17 protein-coding genes and 1 tRNA gene are annotated in these 15780 nt (G+C 63.2%); 8 read left to right on the top strand and 10 right to left on the bottom strand.

Annotation, left to right across the window (positions count from 1 at the left end; translation table 11 throughout):
- The first annotated feature begins 19 nt into the window (after positions 1-19).
- Positions 20-93 (top strand) — tRNA-Gly (locus J2045_RS04900).
- 76 nt (positions 94-169) lie between these two features.
- Here J2045_RS04900 and J2045_RS04895 read toward each other — a convergent pair.
- Positions 170-2008: a glycosyltransferase gene (locus J2045_RS04895; protein ID WP_307369994.1), complete on the bottom strand. Its 1839-nt coding sequence runs from the start codon at positions 2006-2008 to the stop codon at positions 170-172.
- 212 nt (positions 2009-2220) lie between these two features.
- On the opposite strand from J2045_RS04895, the gene J2045_RS04890 reads away from it, so the two are divergent.
- Positions 2221-3072 carry a transporter substrate-binding domain-containing protein gene (locus J2045_RS04890; protein ID WP_307369992.1) on the top strand — a complete coding sequence of 284 codons (852 nt, stop codon included), beginning with the start codon at positions 2221-2223 and terminating at the stop codon, positions 3070-3072.
- Positions 3073-3078: 6 nt separating this feature from the next.
- On the opposite strand, the gene J2045_RS04885 is transcribed toward J2045_RS04890, so the two are convergent.
- The 5 genes from J2045_RS04885 to J2045_RS04865 form a co-directional block, all read right to left on the bottom strand.
- Positions 3079-3492, bottom strand: coding sequence for a tellurite resistance TerB family protein (locus tag J2045_RS04885; protein WP_166601752.1), 414 nt, complete (start codon positions 3490-3492; stop codon positions 3079-3081).
- A gap of 107 nt (positions 3493-3599) precedes the next feature.
- Positions 3600-4313, bottom strand: coding sequence for a thermonuclease family protein (locus J2045_RS04880; RefSeq protein WP_307369991.1), 714 nt, complete (start codon positions 4311-4313; stop codon positions 3600-3602).
- Between the two features lie 12 nt (positions 4314-4325).
- The gene (locus tag J2045_RS04875) at positions 4326-4994 is read right to left on the bottom strand and encodes a S24 family peptidase (RefSeq protein ID WP_307369989.1); all 669 of its coding nucleotides are present in this window, start codon (positions 4992-4994) and stop codon (positions 4326-4328) included.
- 130 nt (positions 4995-5124) lie between these two features.
- Positions 5125-5772 (bottom strand): response regulator, encoded by a 648-nt coding sequence (locus J2045_RS04870; protein WP_307369987.1) that lies wholly within the window; start codon positions 5770-5772, stop codon positions 5125-5127.
- 121 nt (positions 5773-5893) lie between these two features.
- Positions 5894-6325 (bottom strand): hypothetical protein, encoded by a 432-nt coding sequence (locus tag J2045_RS04865; RefSeq protein ID WP_307369986.1) that lies wholly within the window; start codon positions 6323-6325, stop codon positions 5894-5896.
- Between the two features lie 99 nt (positions 6326-6424).
- Here J2045_RS04865 and J2045_RS04860 point away from each other — a divergent pair, with 99 nt between their 5' ends.
- Entirely contained in the window at positions 6425-6781 is a 357-nt protein-coding gene (locus tag J2045_RS04860; protein ID WP_307369984.1) for a DUF952 domain-containing protein, read from the top strand.
- Positions 6781-7869 (top strand): quinone-dependent dihydroorotate dehydrogenase, encoded by a 1089-nt coding sequence (locus J2045_RS04855; protein WP_307369979.1) that lies wholly within the window; start codon positions 6781-6783, stop codon positions 7867-7869. Before J2045_RS04860 ends, J2045_RS04855 begins: the two co-directional genes overlap by 1 nt.
- On the opposite strand, the gene J2045_RS04850 is transcribed toward J2045_RS04855, so the two are convergent.
- Genes J2045_RS04850 through J2045_RS04840 form a run of 3 tightly spaced genes read right to left on the bottom strand, consistent with a single transcriptional unit; the run spans position 7845 to position 10001 of the window.
- Positions 7845-9191, bottom strand: coding sequence for an MATE family efflux transporter (locus J2045_RS04850; protein ID WP_307369978.1), 1347 nt, complete (start codon positions 9189-9191; stop codon positions 7845-7847). The genes J2045_RS04855 and J2045_RS04850 overlap by 25 nt on opposite strands.
- A 39-nt stretch (positions 9192-9230) precedes the next feature.
- Positions 9231-9728 carry a CAP domain-containing protein gene (locus J2045_RS04845; RefSeq protein ID WP_307369977.1) on the bottom strand — a complete coding sequence of 166 codons (498 nt, stop codon included), beginning with the start codon at positions 9726-9728 and terminating at the stop codon, positions 9231-9233.
- 6 nt (positions 9729-9734) lie between these two features.
- Positions 9735-10001, bottom strand: a complete 267-nt coding sequence (locus J2045_RS04840; RefSeq protein ID WP_307369975.1) for a DUF6460 domain-containing protein — start codon at positions 9999-10001, stop codon at positions 9735-9737.
- Between the two features lie 167 nt (positions 10002-10168).
- On the opposite strand from J2045_RS04840, the gene J2045_RS04835 reads away from it, so the two are divergent.
- The 4 genes from J2045_RS04835 (at position 10169) to pdeM (ending at position 15202) form a co-directional block, all read left to right on the top strand.
- Entirely contained in the window at positions 10169-11107 is a 939-nt protein-coding gene (locus tag J2045_RS04835; RefSeq protein ID WP_307369972.1) for a class I SAM-dependent methyltransferase, read from the top strand.
- Positions 11108-11221: 114 nt separating this feature from the next.
- Positions 11222-11860, top strand: coding sequence for a DUF6198 family protein (locus J2045_RS04830; protein WP_166601762.1), 639 nt, complete (start codon positions 11222-11224; stop codon positions 11858-11860).
- Between the two features lie 49 nt (positions 11861-11909).
- A complete protein-coding gene (locus tag J2045_RS04825) occupies positions 11910-14429 on the top strand; it encodes a ligase-associated DNA damage response DEXH box helicase (RefSeq protein WP_307369971.1) in 2520 nt (839 codons plus the stop codon).
- A 56-nt stretch (positions 14430-14485) separates the two neighbouring features.
- Complete coding sequence (pdeM, locus tag J2045_RS04820) at positions 14486-15202, top strand: ligase-associated DNA damage response endonuclease PdeM (RefSeq protein WP_307370103.1); 717 nt, start codon at positions 14486-14488, stop codon at positions 15200-15202.
- 9 nt (positions 15203-15211) lie between these two features.
- Here the strand turns inward: pdeM and J2045_RS04815 are convergent, their stop codons facing one another.
- Positions 15212-15766, bottom strand: coding sequence for a dihydrofolate reductase family protein (locus J2045_RS04815; protein ID WP_307369969.1), 555 nt, complete (start codon positions 15764-15766; stop codon positions 15212-15214).
- Positions 15767-15780: the final 14 nt, after the last annotated feature.

Raw genomic sequence — 15780 nt, 5'->3', positions numbered from 1 at the left:
TTGGATTCCTCTCCCCGTCGCGGGTGTAGCTCAATGGTAGAGCAGCAGCTTCCCAAGCTGAATACGAGGGTTCGATTCCCTTCACCCGCTCCAGCATTCCTCCTGTAGGACGCGATCATTTTCCCGGCTCGCATAAGGCGTAGGCCTGCACTCGCCACGATGCAGCCAGTCACTCGGATATCGGCAATCCGCTGCGGCTTGGCTTATGCGGCGTCTTGTTCCAGTGGAAGGGCTTGAGCCTCAGTTCGATGACGGCCTTCCACGCCGCGAGTGATACGGCCATCCAGTAGACCGGTATCATCGCCCATTTCCAACCGATGCCCTTCTTTTCGCGGTCGCTCATCGGGGTGGCTCCGAGCACGAAGAAGACGGCATAGCTGCCGAGGATGTTGAAGATGTCCATTGCCAGCATCATCGTGGTGAAGAGGTTTGGCTGGGGCGCCGGGATCTGCATCAACGACAGGACCGACAGCGTGATGAAGATGATCAGCCCCGGATGGCTGAGGGCGGCCACCAGCATGCCGCCGACCAGAAGCTGGAAGACGAGGAAGGAAAGCGGTCCCATTTCCCGCGCCGTGCGGAGGGGATGGCGCATCATCACCAGCCATGTTTGCAGCCAGCCTTTGTACCAGCGGGTCCGCTGTGCAAGCCAGACGCCGAACTCGGTCGGGGCGTCTTCATAGGTCGGCAGTGTCAGTGTCGATGATCGAAAACCCATGCGGCACAGACGCATGCCGAGATCGGCATCCTCGGTGACATTGTAGGGATCCCATCCGCCACTGCGTTTCAGGAGCGCGGTCTTGAAATGGTTCGATGTTCCGCCAAGCGGCAGTGGCAGCCGATAAAAGCCGAGCGCCGGCAGAAGCCTGCGGAACAGTGCGGAATACTCAAGTGCGAAGATGGCGCTGATCCAGCTGTCGCCGGGATTGCCGATCACCAGAGGTGCCTGCAGGCAGACGAGATCGGGTGGCCCGAGCCGGAAGGCGTGATAGGCCTCCCGCAGCTGTTGCGGATGAGGTCGATCCTCGGCGTCGTAGATCGTCAGGAATTCGCCGCGCGCGCCGGCCAGCGCATAGGTCAGTGCCTTCGGCTTGGTGCGTGGCGCCATGGCAGGCACCGTGACCACCTCGACGTGGCAGCCTGGACCAGCAAGTCGGATCGCCTCGATCGTCTCGTGGTCGTCTGCCTCGCAGACAAGTTTCACATCGAGCAGGCTGCGCGGCCAGTCGATGGCATCGAGCGCGGCAATCAGCTGCGGCACCACGGCCGCTTCCCGATAGACGGCGACCATCACCGTGTAGACGGGCAGGGTCTCGCCGGGGCTTTCGAGGCAGATGTTCGTGTGGTGATGGCGACGCCCATGCGAGACAGCGGTGATTCTTAGGAAGAGGCCTGCGGTGTGGAAGAGGGAGAGCAGGAAATGCGCGATGGCCGTCGCAAGGATCGGGGCGAGGAGTAGCAGCAGGCTTACAAGGCAGAGCGCTGCGCCGGCAATGAACCCCTGGTCGCCGGTGACCACCAGACGCGCAGACAGGCTTTGCGAATGCTCGAACAGGGCGCTCACGGCGGTGCGGACCCGCCGCTCTTCGCCCGCCTTCCAGATCGCCCGGCGGATCGCTGAGGGCGTCGTGACCACCAGGCTGCCGGTGCCGTTGGCATGACGACCGAAGCGCTTCGCCAGCCCCTCAGCATGGAGGATATGGGGCACGATGGCCATCACAGGCGGACGGTCGGCATGGTGCAGGCGGACCATCCGCGGCTCGACGAGCTGGGTATCGCCATGGGCGTAGTCGACGAGCAGGGCAGGGTCGATCTCGGCCTGGAAGGGAAGGCCGTACATGCGGGCCAGCGCGGCGAAATAGGCCTCTTCCTCGATTGCACCACTGGCCAAAAGTTCGGTCTCGACACAGGTGCCGTTCGCCGCCGCACGTTGCGCCATTCGCGCAATCAGGGGCTTGGAGATCCCAAGCACATGCAGCAGTCCGGCCTCGGTCTTCAGCCTCGCCAAAGCATGGGGACCGGTTGCGTCGACGACGCTCCGCTGGTCATGTTTCGGAGTTTGCCCCCGGCGCGCGGCAACGATCCGCGGGCCATATTCCCTCGTCCACACCAAGCTGCTACACGTCATCCGCTTGGAACGACGCCCCACCCTGACCCTGGACGAAGATGATAGAGATGCGCGCAAAAGTTACATCCCTAGATTTGGCTGGGTTGTGGACGATGATCGCGAACATTCTGCTGCTCAGTGTCCTGACCACGTTCATGGCGCTGCCAGCGCGCGCGCAACAGCAACCGGACGAGACGGGTGGCTTTCCCATTCTGTTCGACGCCAGGGAGCGCCTTCTCCGGCCGGAGGTGAGTGGCGTGCTGCGACTTCGCTTCCTGACAACGACCGATTTTCCACCGTTCAACTTCACCGACCAGACGGGCCGACTGTCCGGATTCCACATTGATCTCGCGCGAGCGCTCTGCGCCGAACTCGGGCTCCAGGCGCGTTGCCAGATCCAGGCGCTACCCTATGCCCAGCTGGTGTCGGCGCTCGAAGCGGGACAGGGCGAGGCGGTGATGGCGGGCGTGGCGGTGACGCCGGAATTGCGCGAGCGCTTCAATTTTACCCGCCCCTATATGCTGCTGCCGGCCCGCTTCCTGGTGCAGGCCGACACCGTTCTTCCGCGTCAGGACGCCGAGGCTTTGTTCGGTCGTAAGGTGGGCGTGGTCAAGGACACGGCCCACGAGGCGATGCTGAAGGCCTTTTTCCCTGACATCGAGCCGGTTCTTTTCGAGGATGGCGATGCGCTGATGCGATCGCTGAAGGAGAAGCAGGTTTCGGCGATTTTCGCAGATGCCTTGCAGCTTTCCTTCTGGATGATCAGTCCGGCAGCGGGTGGCTGCTGCCGTTTCCTCGACGGCCCGTTTCTTTCGGAACGCCATCTTGGTGAGGGCATGACCATCATGGTCGGCGGGCAGGACGGCGCGCTGACGGCAGCGCTGGAAAGCGCGCTGGCCGCGCTGTCCAAGGACGGTCGGCTGGAGGAAATCTACTTGCGCTACTTCCCTGCCGGTCTCTTCTGACGGGCGTCAGAGGCCGCGATAGCGAGCGGAGGCGCTGCGCTCGAGTGCGGCGCAGGTAAGCTTGTCGAGCCCAAGGCGATCGCGCAGCATCTGCAGCAGACGCAGTTCCTCGGCCCGGACCGAGAGGTCCACCGCGGCAATCTCCACGGCGAGAGCATAGGCCGTTTCGTGCAGCCACTCCGGCAGTGCATCGCGGATGGTTTCGAGCACGATGTCCAAGCCTTCCGGCCCTGAAAGCAGAGCGGCGCAACGCTGCGAGACTTCGATCAGGCCTTCCTTGTCGAAATTCTCGAAGACCGGAAGGATGTCGATCAACTGGCCGATGCGGATCAGTTCCTTTTCGGCCATGGCGTTGTCGACGGCCGATGCCATGACCATGACGAAGATCAGGGCCTCTTCCGGAGATACGGGCTTGTTCATGTAGGGTGGTTTCCAGTTGCTGTGAGCAAGAGAGTAGGAGCCGCGAAGCGGTGTTTCAAGGGAGCGGGAACGGCTTTCCCCCGTGACGGTGAACGGCGTGCGCTGGCTCAACGCACGGGTTCACCAAAAAGCCCGCGTCTTGCGGCGCGGGCTTCTTCGGTCAGAACAGCGAGTGCGGACGAGGGCTCCGCCTCTGCCCAGCCATATTTGGCGAGCCACGTTGAGACGTCCTGGACACCGACCCAGCACCGCGCCCGGATTTCGCCTTGCCAGGCCGCCGAACTGGTTTCACAGGCGAGCGAACGGTTGCGCAGGAACAGCCGCTGCTGCGTGCGCGCCATGGCGCCGCAGGGCCACTCTGTTCCGTCATTCGTCAGGCAGGTCCGGTCCGCTGGCGTCTCCATCACGTCGGCCAGGCGAACACGCTGGTCGGCACCGAAGGCCACGACGCCGGCCGCGAGGCTGAAAGGCCTATGCAGGAGCGCGACCCGCGGCTTGGCCCGTTCCTGCACGTTGGAAAGCGGACCTCGCGCTGCGACGCGCTCGAGATCTCCGGTATCGGTGAAGGCGGGCGAGCCGAAGGCGTCGGGCTCGATGGCGCGGACCTGGCGTTTCGGTTCCGTCTGCATGGCCAGTTCTGGCGGATCCTGCGCAACAGCACCCACCTCCGGCAGGCCCAGTTCAGCCGGATCCGGGACGTCGAGATCCTCAATGTTGTAGTCGACAGGGTCGTCGTGCAGTCGCTCGCCGGCGGCCATCACCAGATAGGCCCAGAACAGGAGCCCGATCGCGCCCGCGATGAAGGTGCTGATCCGTCTCATAGGTCCGTTTTCCTATTGGCTCGCCCAGATGATCCGTGCAACCCATTCGACCTCGCTCATGTCGAGGCTACGGGGTGGATGTTCGGGATTGAGCGACTGCAGGTCGATCGACTTGGCGCTCTGCCTGGCAAGAATCTTGGCCATGACCTCGCCTTCGCGGGTTTTGACCACGACGCGGTCGCCGCGCCGGACCTGCGCCCCCGGCTCGACGATCAGGATGTCGCCATCCCGATAGAGTGGTTTCATGCTCTCGCCCTGGACTTCAAGCGCATAAACGCCGTTATTGCGGCCCGGGGCTGCCGGAAACTCGACGAGGTCCCAGCCCTGGCCGGCGGGAAAGCCTCCATCGTCGAAGAAGCCGCCGGCACCCGCCTGGGCCATGCCAAGCAGGGGGATCGAGCTTGCCTGCGGGGGGAAGGCGCCCTGCGGCATCGCATTTTCACGCAAGGCTTCCGGCGACACATAACGCATGAACTGGTCGAGGCTCGCCCCCGTCGCTTCAAGCACCTTGGCGATGGACTCGGTCGAGGGCCAGCGCATGCGTCCGTCGGCACCGACCCGCTTGGATTTGTTGAAGGATGTAGGGTCGAGGCCCGCCCGGCGCGCAAGACCGGATGGCGTCAGCGAATGCTGCTCCGCCAGCCGATCGATTGCGGCCCATATGCTGTCATGCGAAAGCATCTTCGCGCCTCTTGAGTGCCGTAACACATCCGATCTTCGGTCCGGCATTGGCGAAAACCATAGATCAGGCGAGGCGGTTAGTAAAGCAAAAAGGAATAAAATCCTCTCTGCTCCGGGGTGATCCGCGGTGTCAGGCGACCATTGCCATATTGATCTTGCCCAGTTGGATGACGGCCTGGGTACGGCTGTCGACCTTCAGCTTCAAGAGGATGGCGGAGACATGCGCCTTGATCGTCGCTTCCGAGACGCCGAGTTCATAGGCGATCTGTTTGTTGAGCAGGCCTTCGCCGAGCATGCCGAGAACACGGCTCTGTTGCGGCGTGAGCGTCCGCAGGCGGTTGATGAGATCTGCGACATCAGGGTCGGTTTCTTGCCCGCCCTGATAACTGGCCGGCGTGGCGATGTCGCCTTCGAGGACCGACTGGATGCTCGATCGTATCTCGTCAATACCGGCCGATTTCGAGATGAAGCCGGAGGCGCCGAGCTCAAGCGCGCGGCGGATCGTGACGGCATCGTCTGTTGCAGACACAATCACCAGTGGCAAGCTTGCAAATTCCGCCCGAAGCGCCATCAGCCCGGAAAAGCCGGAGACGCCGGGCATGGCAAGGTCTAGCAGCATGAGATCGGCATCCGAATGCGCGGCGGCTGCCTTGCGTGCGGCTTCGAAGTCGCCGGCTTCGATGATGGTTTGCGTTCCGTCAATGCCGGTGACGGCCTGTCGAAGCGCGCCACGGAACAGCGGATGATCGTCGGCGATGATAAATGTCGATGCAGCCATGTCACAGCCCCCTCCCAAGAGCGATGTCATATTGCGCGCGATTGCGTGCTCTTCTTTTAGCGCTTGCCGAGGCACTAGACAATGGTCGTGCAACGAATGGGTGAAATCGGCCTGATTGCGATCAGGTCCGGTCCGGAACATTGCCTTGCTGGTTTTCCTGTTCCTGGCCCTGGAACTCCTGCACGAGGCCGAAAAAGGCCCGCATGAAACGCTCCATGATCCCGATCGAGCGGTCGATCTCCGCATCACTCGGAAGCTCGCCGCTCCTGGTCGTTGTGTCGGCGGTGATCTGCCTTTCGAGCGCCTCGACCCGTTTCTCGAGACGGGCGAGGTCCTCGTCATAGGCTGCCCGTTCGTCGGCGGCCATCCGGCAGGTGAGCGTACCATCGGTCTCCATACAGAGGGTCACAACCCCCGTTTGACGATCGAGCCGCACGAAGCCGCTTCCCGATTTCTCCAGCATGTAGCGGTCGGTGGTGGCCTCCTGCGCGCTCGCGCAGGGAATGCCGAGCGACAGGGCCGCCAGTGTGAGCACTGTCTTGCGGATGGTCATCTGTGTCTCCTCCTGTCGTCCGTGTCTTGCGGGCGTGGACATTTGATCGCGTTTGCGGCAAACCCGCCTCGACGCTCATGAGCTGCGAGAGACCGGACCTTGGACAAGACCATATACAAGATCGTGCCGAAGGAATTATGGCGTGAAGCCCGCGCGAGCGGCCTTTTCAAGGGTGCGCCGATCGATCTGAAGGACGGCTACATCCATTTCTCGACGGGAGCTCAGGCGGTCGAGACGGCGCGGCTGTATTTCAAAGGGCAATCCGATCTCCTGCTCGTGGCTGTCGATGCTACCGTCTTCGGCGAGGCTCTGAAGTGGGAAGCCTCGCGCGGCGGCGATCTGTTCCCGCATCTCTACGCCGATCTGCCGCTCGATGCCGTGATCTGGGAAAAGCCTCTGCTGCTCGACGCTGATGGCCTGCATGTCTTCCCATGTCTGGTAGAGGAGAACCGCTGATGCTTGACCTCTTCTCGCTCGGCCGTCGCGGCCTGTTTCTCTTCGATGCCGAAACGGCGCATGGTCTTTCGGTCGCAGCACTCAAGACCGGCCTCGTTCCGGCCTGCAAGGCGTCCGCCGATCCGCGCCTTGCTCAGACGGTCGCCGGCATCCGTTTCCCAAATCCGCTCGGCATGGCCGCCGGTTACGACAAGAATGCCGAGGTGCCGGATGCGCTGCTGTCGCTCGGCTTCGGTTTCGCCGAAGTTGGCACGTTGACGCCGAAGGGGCAGGCCGGCAATCCGAAGCCGCGCATCTTCCGCCTGGAGCGCGACCGCGCGGTGATCAACCGCCTCGGCTTCAACAACGAGGGTCATGCCGCCGCTTTGGCCAGGCTTTCCGCCCGCGGCAATCGCTCAGGGATCGTTGGCGTCAACATCGGCGCCAACAAGGATGCGACGGACCGCATTGCCGACTACGTCGCCGGCATCCGCCGCTTCTATTCGGTGGCGACCTATTTCACCGCGAATATCTCTTCGCCGAACACGCCCGGCCTGCGCGACCTGCAGGCGAAGGAAAGCCTCGACGAACTGCTGTCGGCGGTGCTCGCCGCTCGCTCCGAAGAGGGCCTGCGCGCCGGCAAGCGTCTGCCGGTTTTCCTGAAGATCGCGCCCGACCTCACCGAAGAGGGCATGGACGACATCGCCGAAGTCGTGGCGGCCCATGATCTCGACGGTCTGATCGTCTCCAACACCACGCTGTCGCGTAACGGCCTTGCTGACGCGACCCTCGCAGGCGAGGCGGGGGGGCTGTCCGGCGCGCCGCTCTTTGACAAGTCGACCGCTGTGCTTGCCCGCATGCGCAAGCGCGTTGGACCCAACCTCCCGATCATCGGCGTTGGTGGTGTCTCCTCGGCGGAAACCGCGCTCGAAAAGATCCGTGCCGGGGCCGATCTCGTGCAGCTCTATTCCTGCATGGTCTATGAGGGGCCGGCACTGCCCGGTCGCATCGTCAAGGGTCTGTCCGCCCTGCTCGATCGCGAAACGGTCGCCAATATCCGCGAGCTACGCGATACAAGGCTCGATCACTGGCTGGCGGTGAAGGTCTGATCGGTCTTCGTCTTCAGCCGCGCAAGCAAGAGCAGGCCGCGTAAGGCCAGAAAGACGTTGAGCGCGATCCAGAGCCCGTGATTGTCAAACAGCGGGACAAGAACGGCGACGCAGGCGAGATAGCCGGCAAGTGCGACAAGCATCATGTTGCGCATCTCGGCCGACCAGGTCGCGCCGATGAAGACGCCATCCATGTGGAAGGCAAGTGCGCCGGTGAGTGCAGTGAGCGCCGCATAGACGAGATAGGTCTCGGCAGCAACGCGTACGTCGCCGGCGGTGGTGATGAAGCCGATGATCGCATCGCCGAAGATCAGGAAAAAGACGAGGCTGGCGAGCGCCAGGCCGAAGGACCACATGCCGGTAAGCTTGATCGTCCGCTCGAAGGCACGCCGCTGCCGCGCACCGATCGTCTCGCCGGTGATCTGTTCGGCAGCCGTTGCCATGCCGTCGAGATAGAAACTCGCGATCATGAAGAAGTTCATCAGCACCGCGTTGGCCGCAAGGGTCACTGCGCCGAAGCCGGCGCCGATCCGCGTCATCACGGTAAAGGCCGTGATCAGCGAGAAGGTGCGGATCAGGATGTCCCGGTTGAGCCGGAACAGCGCCATCAGCTTCACGCGGTCGGTGACCATCGAGACCTGCGGGATGGCGGCACGGCCATAGCGCCAGAAGATGAAGGCAAAGCCGGCAAGCATTGCGACCACTTCCCCGATAACGGTGCCCCAGGCAACGCCGGCAATGCCGAAGCCGAAGGTGATACCGAGCAGGATCGACATGACGATGTTGACGCCGTTGAGCAGGATCTGCAGCGCAAGCCCGACGGAGCCCATTCCGCGTCCGAGCACGAAACCGAGCAGCGTGAAGTTCGATAGCGTCACGGGCGCTGCGAGAATGCGGATGCCGATATAGGTGGCCGCCGCTGCCTGCACGCCGCCGTCGGCACCCATCATCGCCGGGCCGAAGCCGACGATGGCCGGTGACGCAACCAGGATGACGACGCCGAAGCCGACCGACAAGACGATCGAGCGCCAGAAGACGGCGAAGAGTTCCAGTGTTTCGCCACGCCCCTGCGCCTGTGCGACGAGGGCCGTCGTCGAGGCCCGGAGGAAATTCAGACTGGCGAAGAGCAGATCGAAGAGCGCCGCCGCAATCGCAAGGCCTGCGAGTTGTGCCGCGTCACCGCTCCGTCCGACGACGGCAGTGTCGGTGAGGCCGAGCAGGGGTGTCGTGACGAAGCCGAGCGTCATGGGCAGCGCGATCGCAAGCACGCTGCGATGGCTTACCTTGATGGTGCGGAGAACAGGGGAGGATGGGTCGTGCATGGATCGCTCCGGTGGGGACCGGAGCGCAGGGGGAATCACTCAGGCCGACAGTACCATGGCCCAATAGGGGCGGTTGCCGGAAGCGGAATCCCAGGCCACGGCGACGCCGAGCCCGTTGAAATTGCCAAGCATGTTGTCGAGATGCCGCTTGGAATCGATCCACGCCTGTACGGCACGTTCGACGCTGTCCTGACCGGTCGCGATGTTTTCGGCAGCGGGCAGAGGCACGCCGTGTCCCTTCATTCGGGCACCGAAACTGTCGTTGAAGCCGATCAGATGCGACATCTCCCCGGCACGCGCCATGCGCTTCGCCTGAGCGATCGCCGCCACTTCCGCAGCTTTTCCCCGCGAAAGCGAAGAGAGGCCACGCGACTGGCGCAGGCGATTGACCATCGGCAGCGCGGCATCCGTTTCGGCGCGCGACTGCCCGTCATCGGGGTTGAGGATATCGGTGGAACGGCAGCCCGCGATCGCTGCCGTCATCACGCCAGCCGAGATCAGCAGAAGCCGCCGGCGATGCAAGACAGGCTCGATCATCGGACGTCAGTTCCGCGAGGCGAAGAGGCGCAGCACAATGAAGGCGGGGATAACGATGGTCGCGCCAATCAGCAGATACTGCCCAACGCGGCCCAGTGCATCAAAGCCTGTATACCAGAGATCGATCAGGAAGAACCGGATGCCATCCAGAAGGTCCATCGGATCAAGCCCGAAGACCGACATCACGAAACCAACGATGAGCGAGACGACGATCAGCTTGACGAGCGTGCGGCCCGGGGTGTCGCCGAGAAATCGATTGATGCCATCAGCCATGCGTATCTCCTGTTGTCATCCGCAGATATGGGCGCGGCCCGCCCGCCCTGCAAGCCGGGAAGCCAAGGGCTTGCGATAGGACTTGAGTTTTTTCCGGCGATCGGTCAAGACCGCGCGCCCACTCCATGCCGGACGATATCAGGCTGGAAGGTTCGAAGGGATCTCCGATGCACCCCACCCAGTTTTCCTCCGGCGATGTCATCGCCGATCGCCGCGCCGATTATGCCCGCATGCTTGCCGAGAATGGCGAACATGAGGCAGCCGTGGAATTGATGGAGCAGGCGCTGGACCTGGTGCCCGACTGGCCGGCCGGCCTGCTGCGACTGGCGGATTACGCCGAGAAGGCCGGGCAGGCAGACAAGGCGGTACCGGCCTTGCGCCGATTGCTCTCCCTCGACCGCGAGGATCTGTTTGGCGCGCAGCTGAAACTGGCTCTGCTGGGCGCTGAAGAAGTCCCGGACCAGCCGCCGTCCCGCTACGTCGAAGCGCTGTTCGACGACTATGCGGATCGCTTCGATACGGCGCTTGTCGAGCGACTCGATTACACCGTCCCCGCCAAGCTCGCCCGGCTGATTGCAGATCACGACGACAGGCGTTTCGAGCGGGCCGTCGATCTCGGCTGTGGCACGGGTCTGTTCGGTGCCGAAATCCGCGATCGGGTGACCCGGCTGGAGGGCTTCGATCTCTCGGTCAACATGCTCGCCAAGGCCGAGGAAAAGGGCCTCTACGACCTGCTCGCCAAAGCCGATCTCTCGCTCGATCCGGCGGGGGCGGGCCTGTTCGACGACGAACTCGCCGAACGTCGCGCCGACCTCGTCTCGGCGGCCGACGTGCTGATGTATCTCGGTGATCTCGCCAATGCCTTTTCGCTCGCGGCACATCTCGCAAGGCCCGGCGCATTCTTCGCCTTTTCGGTCGAGGACGCCGGCGAGGGGGATGGTTATCTGCTGGCCCCGAGCCTGCGCTACGCCCACACAGAGCGGCATGTGCGGCAGCGTCTTGCCGAAAACGGCTTCGATGTGCTCACCCTGACCCGGACCACCATTCGCATGGATGGCGGAAAACCGGTCTTCGGCATTCTGTTTCTTGCGAGCCGGACGGCCTGAAAAGCAGCTTTCTTGCGATTTGCTTCATAGGTCAGCTTTGCTGACATATCACCCTTGTTTTCCAGGGCGTCTCGGGTACCATTTGCACTCGGGAGGCCAATCTGGAGACGGGACATGGCGCAGATGACGAGCATGCTGGGAATCTGGAATTCGAACCCGACGCGCCACACGCCGGCGGAGGATCTGCAGGGCCTGGTGGCCGGCAGCCTGATCGCCGCCCTTGGCCTCTATTTCCTCGCCCAGGTGGGACTTCTGACAGGCGGCATGGCCGGCCTCGCCTTCGTCCTGCACTATTGGAGCGGCTGGAGTTTCGGTCTGCTCTTCTTCCTGCTCAATCTGCCCTTCTACATCCTGTCTTTGCGCCGCGTCGGCCTCGACTTTACCATCAAGACCTTCGTGGCAGTCGGCCTCACTTCCTTCATCGTCGAAATCGAGAGCCGCTTCCTCGTCATCGAGAGCATCGCGCCGGTCTGGGCTGCGATCCTCGGCGGCCTGCTTCTCGGCTTCGGCCTGCTGGCGCTCTATCGCCACCGCGCCAGCCTTGGCGGCCTCGGCATCCTTGCCGTCTACATCCAGGACCGTTTCGGCATTCGCGCCGGTCTGGTGCAGCTTGCCTTCGACCTCTGCGTCATGGCGCTCGCCTTTGCCGTCGTCAGCCCCTCCGTGGTGCTCTACTCGGTGATCGGCGCTGTGGTGCTGAACCTCTTTCTCGCGATCAACCACCGCTCGGATCGGTATATCGCGCTGAGGTGATACCTCTTTCGCCTCTTCTCTTTCCCCGCTTGTCCACTACCTTGGGGCCGTGACGACAGCTGATTCCGCCCTTGCTCTTTTGCCTGCCCCCTTCCTCCGCTGGTTTAGCGAAAAGGGCTGGCAGCCGCGTGACCATCAGCTGGAGCTATTGGCCCGGGCGAGATCAGGCGAAAATGGCGGCGAAAGCCTGCTGCTGATCGCCCCGACCGGCGCCGGCAAGACGCTTGCCGGCTTTCTGCCGTCGCTGACGGAACTCACCGAGCGCGGTCGGAAAAAACCCGGGGAAGCCTTTACCGGCATCCACACGCTCTATATCTCGCCGCTCAAGGCGCTCGCCGTCGATATCGAGCGCAACCTGATGAAGCCGGTCACCGAGATGGGGCTTTCGATCACCATCGAGAACCGCACCGGCGACACGCCGGCGTCCAAGCGCCAGAGACAGAAGACCAATCCGCCGGACATCCTGCTGACGACGCCGGAGCAGGTGGCGCTGCTGATCTCTCACTCGGACTCGGAGCGTTTCTTCAAGGACCTGCGCTACGTCATCTTCGATGAACTGCATTCGCTGGTCACCTCGAAGCGCGGCCATCTGCTCTCGCTCGGTCTGACGCGCCTCAGAAAACTTGCCCCCGGCCTGAAGACCATCGGCCTCTCGGCAACCGTCGCCCAGCCCATGGACCTGCGCCGCTGGCTGGTCGCCCAGCCTGAGGAGGGCGAGGCGGCGGCGGGACTGATCACGGTCGAGGGCGGCGCGCGACCCAATATCACCATCCTGCAGACCGAGGATCGCATCCCCTGGTCCGGGCACAGGGCGGTCTATGCAATCCCCGAAATCTACAAGGTGTTGAAGGAGTTCCAGACGACGCTGCTTTTCGTCAACACGCGCTCCCAGGCCGAAATGCTCTTCCAGGAACTCTGGACCGTCAATGACGACAACCTGCCGATCGCGCTGCACCACGGCTCGCTCGACGTCTCCCAGCGCCGCAAGGTGGAGGCCGCCATGGCCGAAAACCGGCTCCGCGCGGTCGTTGCCACCTCGACGCTGGATCTAGGCATCGATTGGGGCGATGTCGATCTCGTCATCCATGTCGGTGCACCCAAGGGCGCCTCACGTCTTGCCCAGCGCATCGGCCGCGCCAACCACCGCATGGACGAGCCGTCGCGCGCGATCCTGGTCCCGGCCAACCGCTTCGAGGTCATGGAGTGCCAGGCCGCCCTCGATGCCAATTACATAGGCGCCCAGGACACGCCCCCGGTCGGTGAAGGCTCGCTTGATGTGCTGGCCCAGCATGTTCTCGGCATGGCCTGCGCCGATGCCTTCGATGAGGAGGAGTTGTTCCGTGAGGTGACAACGGCGCTTCCCTATGCCGCCCTGCCGCGCGAGACCTTTGCCCGCATCGTCGATTTCGTCGCGACCGGTGGCTATGCGCTCCGAACCTACGAGCGCTACGCCCGAATCCGCCGTCGCCAGGACGGGTTGTGGCGCGTCTCCAATCCGCAGGTCGCCCAGCAGTACCGACTGAACCTCGGCACCATCGTCGAGATGCCGATGCTGAATGTCCGCCTCGTCAAGCGCAACCATCTGGGGTCGATCGGTCGCGGCGGCATGACGCTGGGCAAGGTCGAGGAATACTTCTTCGAACAGCTGACCCAGGGCGATACCTTTCTCTTCTCGGGCAAGGTGCTGCGCTTCGAGGGCATCCGCGACAACGAATGTCTCGTGTCGAATGCCTTTTCGATGGACCCGAAGATCCCCGCCTATGCCGGCGGCAAGTTTCCGCTCTCGACCTATCTCGCCGATCAGGTACGCGCCATGCTGGATGATCCGGATCGTCGCGCGGGCTTGCCCGAGCAGGTGCGCGACTGGCTGTCGCTGCAGGCGGAGAAGTCGGTTCTGCCCAAGCGCCAAGATCTCCTGATAGAGACCTTCCTGCGCGGCGAGCGCTTTTACATGGTGATCTATGCCTTCGAGGGCCGGCTCGCGCATCAGACGCTCGGCATGCTGCTCACTCGCCGGCTGGAGCGTATGCGGGCCAAACCGCTGGGCTTTGTGGCGACAGACTATGCACTCGCGATCTGGGCCTTGGAGGACATGGGGTCACTGATCGCGCGGGGAGCACTCAGCCTTGCCGAGCTCTTCGATCAGGATATGCTGGGTGACGATCTCGAAACCTGGCTCGACGAGAGCTTCATGCTGAAGCGCACCTTCCGCAACTGCGCGGTCATCGCCGGCCTGATTGAGCAACGGCATCCCGGCAAGGAAAAATCCGGCCGCCAGGTGACCGTCTCCTCCGATCTGATCTACGACGTGCTGCGCAGCCACGAACCCGATCATATCCTCATGCAGGCGACGCGACAGGATGCCGCCGCCGGACTTTTGGACATTGCCCGGCTTGCCGATATGCTGGAGCGAATCAAGGGTCATATCCTGCACAAGCGCCTGACCCAGATCTCCCCGCTCGCCGTGCCGGTCATGCTGGAGATTGGCAAGGAGCCGGTGTTGGGCGAGGCCCAGGAGCATGTGCTGTCCATGGCGGCAGACGATCTGATCGCCGAGGCCATGGCGTGAATCATGCGGACCGGCTATGACGGGGCCGGATGCTGCGGAACGAAAAAATGACGGGTATGACAGCCCGGCGCCTCGCGCCAACAGAGACTGTGGAAACGATCACCGAGATTGCTGTCTCGGGTGTCGCAGCCGTCTGCGATCTGACCGGTGCCCTGTATCTGCCCGACCATCGCACGCTTGTGGTCTCCGATCTGCATCTCGAAAAGGGCGCGGCCTTCGCAAGGCGGGGCCAACTGCTGCCGCCCTATGACACGCTGGCAACGCTGCGCCTCTTGGAAGGCGTGGTCGCGCGTTATGAGCCGGCGACCATCGTCAGTCTCGGCGATAACTTCCACGACCGCGTGGGCTCGGCCCTGATGCCCCCGGTCTTCCGCGAGATGATCCATGGTCTGGCCGCTGGGCGCGATATTGTCTGGATCAACGGCAACCACGATCCGGATGGCACGACGGCTCTGCCGGGCCATTCGATGGACGAGTTCACGCTGGCCGGTCTCACCTTCCGCCACGAGCCGTCCCTGGCGCATGGCAAGGGCGAAGTCGCAGGCCATCTCCATCCGTCGGCGACTGTCCGCCGCCGTGAGAAATCCGTTCGTCGCCCCTGTTTCGCGACCGACGGCCTGCGTTTGGTCATGCCGTCCTTCGGCGTGACAACGGGTGGCCTCGATCTCCGCCACAAGGCCTTTACCGGCCTCTTTGCCCGCGCCGACCTGATCGCGCACCTTCTCGGCCGCGACCGGATCTATTCGGTGCGCTACGGCAACCTGCTCGGCTGACCCGGCCTGTCAGCTTGGCGTGACCGCATAGCGCAGGATGGCGGCGCCGGTATCGATAGGCCGTGCCTCGAGCAGTTTCAGCCTCTTTTCCGAACCCGCCTTGAACAATGGATTGCCTTTTCCGAGCAAGACGGGTGCGAGGCAGACCCGGATCTCGTCCATCAGCCCGGCTTCCAGCAGCGCGTGCTGCAGTTCCGCACTGCCGAAGACGAAGATGGTCTTGCCCGGCTCAGCCTTCATTGCCCGCAGCTCCAACACGGCATCCGCAAGCACGCGGGTGTTATTCCATTCCGCTTCGCTGACGCTTCGGCTGGCAACGCCCTTGGGCTTGGCATTCATATAGGCCTTGATCTGAGGCTCGTCGGTCGCTTCCGGCCAGTAGGCAGCCATGCCTTCATAGGTCTTGCGGCCGAAGACGATGAAGTCGGTCTCCTCGCCAAGCGACAGCGCGTATTGACGCAGATCCTCTCCCCAGGCGGTGAGGTGAAAGGATAGGTCCCAGGGCATCTCGCCCTCGAAATAGCCGTCCAGCGACATCAGGTTCCAGCCGATCAATTTGCGCATCCCAAGCCTCCCAA

It is taken from the genome of Peteryoungia aggregata LMG 23059, assembly GCF_030814435.1.
Taxonomy (GTDB): Bacteria; Pseudomonadota; Alphaproteobacteria; order Rhizobiales; family Rhizobiaceae; genus Allorhizobium; species Allorhizobium aggregatum.
This window is presented reverse-complemented; position numbering and strand designations above follow the sequence as displayed.